Genomic DNA, 9403 nt, shown 5'->3' with positions numbered 1-9403 from the left:
GTGTCGGGGTCTGGCTCGGGCTCGGCGAAGAGGTCGTCCTGCACCCAGTCGGCGAGCCCGCTGACCCCGACGCCGACCAGGCGCAGGCCCCCGGACAGGTCCGTGGCGGCGAGCAGGCCCTGCGCGCTCGCGGCGAGCAGCGTGGGCGAGTCGGTGGGGCCCGCGAGGGTCGTGGAGCGGGTGTGGGTCTCGAAGTCGTGGTAGCGGATCTTCAGGGTGACGGTGCGGCCGGACAGCCCCGCGCTGCGCAGCCGTCCGCCGACCCGCCGTGCCATCGTGTCGACGACCCCCTCGAGCCGGGCGCGGTCGGTGACGTCATCGGGAAAGGTGTCCTCGACGCTGATCGACTTCGCCTCGCGCTCCGCGACGACAGGACGGTCGTCGTCGGCGCGGGCGAGGCGGGCGAGGGAGCGCCCCGACGCCGATCCCAGCAGCCGGACCAGCTCGTCCTCGTCGCGCTCGCGCAGCTCGCCGACCGTGCCGACGCCGATCCGACGCAGCCGCTCGGCCGTGGCGGGACCGACGCCCGGGATCGCCCGTACCTGCATCGGTTCCAGCAGCGCGAGCTCGGTGCCGGGGGCCACGACGAACACGCCGTCGGGCTTGCGCAGCTCGCTGGCGATCTTCGCCATGAGCTTGGAGGACGCGACGCCGACCGACGCCGTGAGGCCCTCGGTGATCTCGGTGATGTCGCGGCGCAGCGTCTCGACACGCTCGAGGACGGCGTCGGGGGAGAGGTCGTCGTCGGCGCCGGCCGCGAGGTCGACGTAGGCCTCGTCGAGCGAGAGCGGCTCGACGAGCGGCGACTCCTCGCGCAGGCGTCGCATGACGAGGGTGCTCGCCTCGCGGTAGGCGTCGAAGCGACCCGAGAGGAACGCCGCGTGGGGGCACCGCGCCCGGGCCTCCGCCATGCGCATCGCCGAGCGGACGCCGTGCACGCGTGCCTCGTAGGAGCAGGTGGAGACCACGCCGCGCTGGCCGATGCCGCCGACGATCACCGGCCGACCGCGCAGCGACGGCTTGTCGCGCTGCTCCACCGAGGCGAAGAAGGCGTCGAGGTCGAGGTGGAGAACCGACGCCGTGGACCGCATGGCCCCATTCTGCTGCGGACCGCCGACGGTCGCTGCGTCCACACCCTGGGTCGCCGGGGGCGTCCCCGCCTGCCGTCCGTCCACAGGCGGAGGACGAGCGCCGCCACACGCCGTCCGCGAGCAGCAGGTTGGGTCCATGACCTCCCAGCCCGTGTACACGGCCCACGACGTGGCCGACCTCTTCAACCTCCTGCCCGCCGCGCTCGGCTTCGCCCCGCACGAGTCGATCTGCGCGATCGCGACGAGCGGGCCTCGACAGCGTCTCGGCTTCACGATGCGCGTGGACCTGCCGGACCAGGACGACCACGTGCAGCACGTGGGCCGCTTCGTGGCCGGACACCTGCGCGCCCAGGGCGCCGACGGCGCCATCGTGCTCGTCGTCTCGACCCGGGTCGAGCGAGCCGCCCAGGCAGCGCGCGCGGTCGAGGGCGCGCTCGGCGCGATCCGACCCGTCGTCGTCGCCTGGACCGACACCACGCGCTACTGGACCGCGTCGGACGACGATGAGACCGGGACGCCGCTCGACCTCAGCCCGCACCACCCGGCGGTGCTCGAGGCCGTCGTCGCGGGCCAGGAGGTGCTGCCCGACCGCACGGTGCTGGAGGACCGCTGGCGCCCCTGCGACGGGCCGGGCTCGACGTGGCTCGTGACCCAGGTGGTCCAGGTCGAGCGGGAGCTGGTGGAGCAGGCGTGGCGCGAGCCGATCGACCTCGCCGTCACCGGGTTGCAGGAGGTGCAGGACGTCGTGCGCACCGCCGAGGACTCCGGGGTCGACGCGGTGGAGGCTCGGTCGTTGCTGCGCCTCGGTGTCTGGCTGACCCTGGGGGCGGTCCGCGACGGGCTCTGGCCGACGCTCGAGGACGCAGGTCCCGAGCGGCTCGTCACGTGGCGCGAGCTGGCCCGGCGCTCGCCCGGTGTCTACGCCGCCGTGCCGTACACGGTGGCCGGCTACCTCGCGTACCTGCGGGGCGACGGCGCGCAGGCCGCCATGGGGTTCGACAGGGCCACGAGCGCGGACCCGGGCTACGCGATGGCAGCGACCCTCGGCGACGCGCTCCGCCTCGGCACGCACCCTCGGCGGCTGCGGGAGATCGTCCGTGCGGCCTACGCGGGTGCGGGCTCGCTGCGATGACGCGCACGGGACGAGCGTCGCCCCTAGGGTGAACGCATGGGTCAGGACGTCGACGACAGGACCTTCACGCGTGAGGACCGGACGCGCTACCGGGAGAAGGTACGACGCTGCCTCGACGTGTTCGCCCGGATGCTCTCCGAGCACGACTTCTCCGTGGGCGAGCCGCAGATCGGCGTCGAGATCGAGCTGAACCTCGTCGACGACGCCGGCGACCCTGCGATGAGGAACGCCGAGGCGCTGGAGGCGATCGCCGACGAGGCGTTCCAGACCGAGCTCGGGCTGTTCAACATCGAGATCAACGTCCCCCCGCAGCCGGCCAGTGGTGACGGCTTCGCCGTGCTGGAGCGGACGGTCCGCCGCGACCTCAACGAGGCGCAGGGGAAGGCGGCACGCGCCGAGGCCGGACTGCTGATGGTCGGGGTGCTGCCGACGCTGCGCTCGGAGCACCTCGGTCAGGAGTCGCTGTCGCCGAACCCGCGCTACCACCTGCTGTCGGACCAGATCCTCTCGGCGCGTGGTGAGGACATCGCGATCGTCATCGACGGGGTCGACCGGCTGGAGACCACGGCCGACACGATCGTGCCCGAGGCGGCCTGCACGAGCACGCAGCTGCACCTGCAGGTCGAGCCCGACGACTTCGCGGCCACGTGGAACGCCGCGCAGGCCATCGCCGGCGTCCAGGTGGCCGTGGGCGCCAACTCCCCGTTCCTCCTCGGCCGTCAGCTCTGGCACGAGACGCGGATCCCGTTGTTCGAGCAGGCGACCGACACGCGCAGCGAGGAGCTGAAGGCTCAGGGCGTCCGGCCGCGGGTCTTCTTCGGCGAGCGGTGGATCACCTCGGTCTTCGACCTCTTCGAGGAGAACGTCCGGTACTTCCCGGCGCTGCTGCCGATCGTGGAGGACGAGGACCCGGTGGCCGAGCTCGAGGCCGGGCGCGTCCCGTCGCTCGCCGAGCTGCTGCTGCACAACGGGACCGTCTACCGGTGGAACCGGCCGATCTACGACGTGAGCGACGGTCGTCCGCACCTGCGGGTGGAGAACCGACTGCTGCCCGCCGGTCCGACGGTGGTCGACACGGTCGCCAACGCGGCCCTGTTCTACGGCCTCGTCCAGGTGATGCGCCAGAGCGAGCGTCCGGTCTGGTCGCAGCTCTCGTTCAAGGCGGCCGAGGAGAACTTCCACCAGGCGGCGCGGGTGGGCATCGAGGCCGACCAGTACTGGCCGTCGGTCGGCACCGTCTCCGTCCGCGAGCTGGTGCTGCGTCACCTCCTGCCGCTCGCGCACGAGGGTCTCGCCCAGATGGGCGTCGACGCGGCGGTCTCCGACCGGCTGCTCGACGTCGTGGAGCAGCGGTGCGTCCGCGGCGCCAACGGCGCGACCTGGCTGGTCTCGGCCGTCGAGCAGGAGCTGGGGCGGACGGGTGACCGCACCGAGGCGCTGCGTGCCGTCACCCGGCGCTACGCGGAGCTCATGCACACCAACGAGCCGGTGCACACCTGGCCGCTCGACTGAGGTCGCAGGGCGCGCGGACCATCCAGGGGGTCCGACCACGCCGGTTGTGTCCCGTGGCACACTGGGTCACGCAGAGGTTGACCGCAGGCCTCTTTGGTGCGCCCTCAGACAGGTCAGGGAGGTGAGTCCTCGGTGAGTTCCGTCATCGGACGCAGGTGTCAGATCCTGCCGTCCCGCCACGCCGGAACCGTCGTCGACCCCCTCGCCGAGACCGTCCGGGGTAGCGCGCAGCACGATCGTCCAGCCCACCCGCGAGATCAGAAGAGCCCGTGACGAAGACTTCCAAGAAGACCGCCGCCCCCGCTCCCGCGAAGAAGGCGCCGGTCAAGAAGACGGCCGCCAAGAAGGCGCCGGCCAAGAAGGCCGCGGCGAAGAAGACTGCCGACGCGCCCGTCGACATCGCCGACGCGCTCGACGTGCCGGAGGGCGGTCAGGCCGCGAAGGTCGACGCCCAGGGCAAGAAGGTCCTGCCGGACATCTCCGACGAGGAGTTCGTCAAGGACCTCAAGAACGACCCGACGCTGAAGGAGGACGAGGAGTCCAGCTTCACGCTGTCGGCCGCCGACGAGTCCGACGAGCCGGTGCAGCAGGTGCTCGTCGCCGGCGCCACGGCCGACCCGGTCAAGGACTACCTCAAGCAGATCGGCAAGGTCTCCCTGCTCACCGCCGGTGAGGAGGTCGAGCTCGCCAAGCGGATCGAGGCCGGCCTGTTCGCCGAGGAGAAGCTCGGCAAGGGCGGCCGCATCTCCGAGAAGACGCGCGAGGAGCTCGACTGGATCGTCGTCGACGGTCGTCGGGCGAAGAACCACCTGCTCGAGGCCAACCTGCGTCTGGTCGTCTCGCTCGCGAAGCGCTACACCGGCCGCGGCATGCTCTTCCTCGACCTGATCCAGGAGGGCAACCTGGGTCTGATCCGTGCGGTCGAGAAGTTCGACTACACCAAGGGCTTCAAGTTCTCCACGTACGCGACGTGGTGGATCCGCCAGGCGATCACCCGCGCCATGGCCGACCAGGCCCGCACGATCCGCATCCCGGTGCACATGGTCGAGGTCATCAACAAGCTGGCCCGCGTGCAGCGCCAGATGCTGCAGGACCTGGGCCGCGAGCCCACCCCGGAGGAGCTGGCGCTCGAGCTGGACATGACGCCGGAGAAGGTCGTCGAGGTCCAGAAGTACGGGCGCGAGCCGATCTCGCTGCACACGCCCCTCGGCGAGGACGGCGACAGCGAGTTCGGTGACCTCATCGAGGACTCCGAGGCGATCGTCCCGGCCGACGCCGTGTCGTTCACGCTGCTGCAGGAGCAGCTGCACGCGGTGCTCGACACGCTCAGCGAGCGCGAGTCGGGCGTCGTCTCGATGCGCTTCGGCTTGACCGACGGCCAGCCGAAGACCCTCGACGAGATCGGCAAGGTCTACGGCGTCACGCGTGAGCGCATCCGCCAGATCGAGTCCAAGACGATGAGCAAGCTGCGCCACCCGTCCCGCTCGCAGGTGCTGCGCGACTACCTGGACTGAGCCCACAGCCCGACACGACGACGGCCCGCCCCGAGATCCTCGAGGCGGGCCGTGGTCGTGTATCAGCCGAAGGTCGGACCCTGTCCGTGCGGCGCGGTCAGGCCGGCGGCTCGACTCCCAGCTCGTCCTTCGGGAGGTCGGTGAGTCGACGGATCTCGTCCTTCGGCACGTCCAGGCACCGGCTCCGGACCGAGAGGTTCATGGCTGCGGACCCGTACTGGGCGCGCAGCCGCAACCCGTCCTTGCGGCCCTCGAGGGTGTCGCCGGCGACCTGCTCGACGCTCCAGCCCTGCGCCTCGGCCTGCTCGCGGACGACGGCACCGTACTGCGACGGCGGGACGTTGCTCTGGGTCACGGCGATCTCTGCCACGTACTGCGTGCCGTTGGGACTGGGTTCCATGCCGCAGATCACCCAGCGGCCCGCGCCGGTGCTGGTGTAGCCGAGCACCTCCACGCCTCGACCGATGGCGTCGAACGTCTCCTGCGCGGCGCTGCGGGTCTGCGCGGCCACGCGCTCGGCGTCCGCCGGGTCGTCGGCCCCGCCGCCACCACCGCCACACCCGAACAGGCTGGCCATCATCACGACTCCCACCACGATCCTCGAACGTCTCATCCCGGCCTCTCAGTCGAAGGGGTTCAGCCAGCTGCCGGCGTCCTTCGCCCGGTCCCAGGCCCAGCCTGCCCCGTCGGCGACGCGTTCGCCCGTCCACTCGACACCGTTCCACACCTGCTCACCGCCCGAGGCGAGGCTCGTCCCGACCAGGAGCGTGTCGAGGGGCTGCGTGTTTCCGAGGGTGCGGCCCTCCACCTCGTCGGGCGTGCGGCCGGCGACCACGTCTGCCATCGCGTCGAGCGACGTCGAGCCCTCGTTGAAGTACGACGAGTGGTTCTCGAGCAGGTCCTGGACACGGTACGACCCGGGATCGACCTCGAAGCGGTGAGCCCCGAAGTCGGCCTGCGCCGGGTCGTGCCCCAGCGCGCCGATGCCCGGCGCGCCCAGCAGGGTCACCGGGTCGTAGTCCGCGGAGCCGACGAACAGGTGGCCCTCCGGCATCAGGTCGGTCGCGGTCTGGGCGGAGCCGGTGCCGGGGCTGCCGATGAGGACCATGTCGTCGACCTGGAGGTCGTTGTCGGTGGCGGCGTGCGAGACGGTGGTCGAGCCGTAGCTGTGTCCGATGGCCGTGAAGTGGGCATCCTCGCCGGGTGGACGGTGGTCGCTCGCGCGCAGCCCGTCGACGAAGTCCGCGAACCTCTCGCCGCCGTCCGTGGCCTTGCCCTGGCCGGCCACCTGGACGAAGTCCCAGGGGTCGTCGGTGAGGCCCTCGGCGCTGCTGGGTGCGTCGTAGTCGATCCAGGTGATCGCGGCGACGGTCCGATCACCGTTCTTGTCGTCGGCCAGGTCCATGAGCCGCTCCATGGAGCTGACGTTCGAGCCGAGCGACGTCGCCTCGTTGGTGAGGCCGGGCACGAACGAGGTGACGTCGTCCGCGGTGTCGGGGTTGCCGAGGCTCATGGCGACGCCACCGTCGCCGTTGAACGCGTCGGGCCGGTACACCAGCAGGAACGCCTGGTCCTCACCTGTCTCGGGGTCGACACGATCGGCGTTCTCCTCCAGCACGGAGCGCGCGTCCTCGGCATTCATCAGCTGCTGGCGCTCGAGCTCCGTCAGCTGGCCGTCGTCGCGACGTTGGGTGAGGTAGTCGATGTCGCTCAGCATCGACGTCCGGTTGGCCTCGTCGCGGACCTCGCTCGGGACGCCTCCCGCGTTGCCGACGAGCTGAGGGGAGTGCATGACCAGCGCGGCGACCTGGTCGGGGCTCAACCCTCTCCACCAGTCGGCGACGGCCTCCGGGTCGCCGGCGTCCACGCGCTGCTGCAGCTGGTCGGCCAGCGCGTCGGCGTCGGGACGGTTCGGGTCCGACGCCGCGCTCGCGCCCTCAGCGACGGTGTCCACGCCCTGGAGTCCCGTGATCACGGTCTGCTCGGCCGACTCCTGGTCGCGGTTCCAGGCGTCGACGTCGGCCTGGAGGGCCGTGGCCTCGCGCTCGAGGTTGGCCGACCTCTGGACGAGCGCCTCCTGCGCGGTGGCGTCGTCCCTGTCCGACGCGGCGACATCGGCGTCGTAGGTGTCGATGCGGCCGTTGAGGTTCGAGACCTGCTCGAGCAGGTCGAGCCTCCGCGACCTGAGGGTCTGGACGGTGTCGTCGAAGGCGTCGAGCACGGTCACGGCCCGTACGAATGCCGCCGAGGCGGAGTCGAGGCGACCGGACAAGGCGGTGAACTCGTTGCGGGCGGCCTCGGACGCGTCGCCCGACCACGATGACGGAGTGCCCTGCCCGGCGAGCGACTCCTGGGCGTCACTGACGCTCTCACCCGTCGCACGCACCCCGTTGGTGACGGCGGCGACCGCCGAGGACTCCGTGCGCAAGGGGTCGGGCTGACTGACTCGCACCAGGGCCACGTCAGTCACCTCCCGTCGGGCTGGGCGACGGCGTGGGCGACGGGCCGGGCGAGGGCTGTGGCGTGGCGGGCGCCGAGTCGGCCGGGGGAGCGGGGGTGGGGCTCGGACCCGCCGAGGGCGTCGGCATCGGCGGCGGACCGCCGTCGGGGTCGATGCTGCTGTCGCGGTACGACCACGGCATCAGCGACCTGATGCGCTGGTAGGCGGCGTCGTCGACGGCCGAGTAGGTCGCGGCGGCGTCGTCGAGGGACTCCGCGTGCGCCTGCGCGGTCGTCGCGACGTCCTTGACCTCGTCGACCCACGCCTCGCGGAACGTCTCGAAGGCCGCTGCGACGTCGGGCGCCATGGGGGAGCCGGTCGTGCCGTGCAGTCGTCGCCACGCACCGTCGAGCCCGTCGGCCGCGCCGTCCCAGATCCTGGCTGCGGCGGTGATGGCGTTCCAGTCGGCCTCGACGCTGCTCATCGCTCGGCCTTCAGGGTCGCGAGGTCGTCGGCCCGCACCGGCACGACCGGGCCGGCCATGAGCAGCTGCGTCGCCGCGGCGCCGCTGCGGACGTCGAGGTCGATCCAGCCGTTGGTGGCCATGAGGTGCGGCCGGTGCTCGTCGCCCGTCGCCCCGATCTCCCAACCACGCTCCTGCAGGGAGCGTGCGAGGGCACGGAGGGTGACCACGGCGCGGGGTCCGGCCAGGCCACGCAGCGCCTTCTCGTTCAGGTACGCGTGTCCGCCGTCGGCCGCCCGCCAGAGCCGCGTCGGCGACGGCGTGTCCGGCGGCAGCAGGTGACGGATCGACGCGTACGCGTCGTCGACGCCACGCTCGATCTTCCGCGCCTCGTCGAGCGTGATCGCGTCGTCCGGCTCGGCCGGGGGAGGGTCGAGCGGGGAGCGGCCGGTGAGGAGCACCAGGTCGACGTCGGGACGACGCCGACGCACGACGCCCCAGAACGGATCCTGGGCCACCGGCCCCTCCCCGACACTCATGTGGATGACGTTAGCAACGTGTTCGGGTTGCTGGCCAGCCTCCGGCGGCGACCGGGACGGTCAGCGGGGCGGCGGCAGGTCGCGACGCGTGCGCGTGCCGAGGATGAGCGACAGCACCAGACCGAGCGCGCCGACGGCGATGAGGATGTAGCCGACCATCGTCAGGTCGACGCCGCTGATGCGGTCCTGGACGGCGAAGGACAGGATCGCGCCGACCGCCAGCAGGAAGAGCGAGGTACCGATCTGCATGAGGACTCCTCGGACAGTGGTCGACGCGTTGCCGACCGGGTGCGGCGAGCGTGGCACGCGTCGACTCGTCCCGCACGTCCAGACGACGAGAGCCCCTCGCCGCAGTGCGGCGAGGGGCTCTCGGACGAAGCCTGTCTCAGGCCTCGGCGTCCGGCCGTGGTCTCAGACCTCGGTGTCGGGGGCCGGGGCGGGGACGCCGGCGAGGCGGCCCGTCTCGTCGTGGATCGACACGGCGATCTCACGCAGCTTGTCCTCGTGCTCGCGGGCGTGGTGTGCGCAGAAGAGCAGCTCGGTTCCGCCGGCGAGCTCGACGCGGACGTACGCCTGTGCTCCACACCGGTCGCAACGGTCGGTCGCGTTCAGACCGGGAAGCTCGGCGACTGCAGCCATGATGTTCTCTCTTCCTCAGCGGCGTCGGGGGTACGTCTGTCACAACATCCAACCACGGCGGCCTGTTCCGCAC

10 protein-coding genes are annotated in these 9403 nt (G+C 71.7%); 3 read left to right on the top strand and 7 right to left on the bottom strand.

Translation table 11 applies throughout. From position 1 onward, the window contains the following. Nucleotides 1–1091 (bottom strand): DNA polymerase IV (locus tag A6Q79_RS11250; protein WP_317698282.1); only part of this gene is annotated, 1091 nt, incomplete at its 3' end. A 136-nt stretch (nt 1092–1227) separates the two neighbouring features. On the opposite strand from A6Q79_RS11250, the gene A6Q79_RS11245 reads away from it, so the two are divergent. From A6Q79_RS11245 to A6Q79_RS11235, 3 genes are all read left to right on the top strand, one after another. Further along, nucleotides 1228–2223, top strand: coding sequence for a DUF4192 domain-containing protein (locus A6Q79_RS11245; protein ID WP_067857026.1), 996 nt, complete (start codon nt 1228–1230; stop codon nt 2221–2223). 36 nt (nt 2224–2259) lie between these two features. Next, nucleotides 2260–3735 carry a glutamate--cysteine ligase gene (locus A6Q79_RS11240; protein ID WP_286691074.1) on the top strand — a complete coding sequence of 492 codons (1476 nt, stop codon included), beginning with the start codon at nt 2260–2262 and terminating at the stop codon, nt 3733–3735. A 269-nt stretch (nt 3736–4004) separates the two neighbouring features. Continuing rightward, entirely contained in the window at nt 4005–5249 is a 1245-nt protein-coding gene (locus A6Q79_RS11235; RefSeq protein ID WP_083516350.1) for an RNA polymerase sigma factor, read from the top strand. A 97-nt stretch (nt 5250–5346) separates the two neighbouring features. Here A6Q79_RS11235 and A6Q79_RS11230 read toward each other — a convergent pair whose 3' ends face one another. The 6 genes from A6Q79_RS11230 to A6Q79_RS11205 form a co-directional block, all read right to left on the bottom strand. Beyond that, nucleotides 5347–5841: a hypothetical protein gene (locus A6Q79_RS11230; protein WP_158509199.1), complete on the bottom strand. Its 495-nt coding sequence runs from the start codon at nt 5839–5841 to the stop codon at nt 5347–5349. Between the two features lie 30 nt (nt 5842–5871). Then, the gene (locus A6Q79_RS11225; RefSeq protein WP_286691073.1) at nt 5872–7710 is read right to left on the bottom strand and encodes an alpha/beta hydrolase; all 1839 of its coding nucleotides are present in this window, start codon (nt 7708–7710) and stop codon (nt 5872–5874) included. A gap of 1 nt (nt 7711) precedes the next feature. After that, the gene (locus A6Q79_RS11220; protein ID WP_067857044.1) at nt 7712–8173 is read right to left on the bottom strand and encodes a hypothetical protein; all 462 of its coding nucleotides are present in this window, start codon (nt 8171–8173) and stop codon (nt 7712–7714) included. After that, a complete protein-coding gene (locus A6Q79_RS11215) occupies nt 8170–8691 on the bottom strand; it encodes a hypothetical protein (RefSeq protein ID WP_286691072.1) in 522 nt (173 codons plus the stop codon). The genes A6Q79_RS11220 and A6Q79_RS11215 overlap by 4 nt, the downstream gene beginning before the upstream one ends. Nucleotides 8692–8751: 60 nt before the next feature. Then, entirely contained in the window at nt 8752–8940 is a 189-nt protein-coding gene (locus A6Q79_RS11210) for a DUF6458 family protein (protein ID WP_067857049.1), read from the bottom strand. Between the two features lie 162 nt (nt 8941–9102). Then, a complete protein-coding gene (locus A6Q79_RS11205) occupies nt 9103–9330 on the bottom strand; it encodes a hypothetical protein (protein WP_286691071.1) in 228 nt (75 codons plus the stop codon). Nucleotides 9331–9403 lie beyond the last annotated feature (73 nt).

It is taken from the genome of Aeromicrobium sp. REDSEA-S32_B7, from assembly GCF_001626145.1.
Classification (GTDB): Bacteria; Actinomycetota; Actinomycetes; order Propionibacteriales; family Nocardioidaceae; genus Aeromicrobium; species Aeromicrobium erythreum.
Note: the sequence above shows the minus strand (reverse complement) of the source record. Positions and strands in the feature narration are given on the sequence as shown.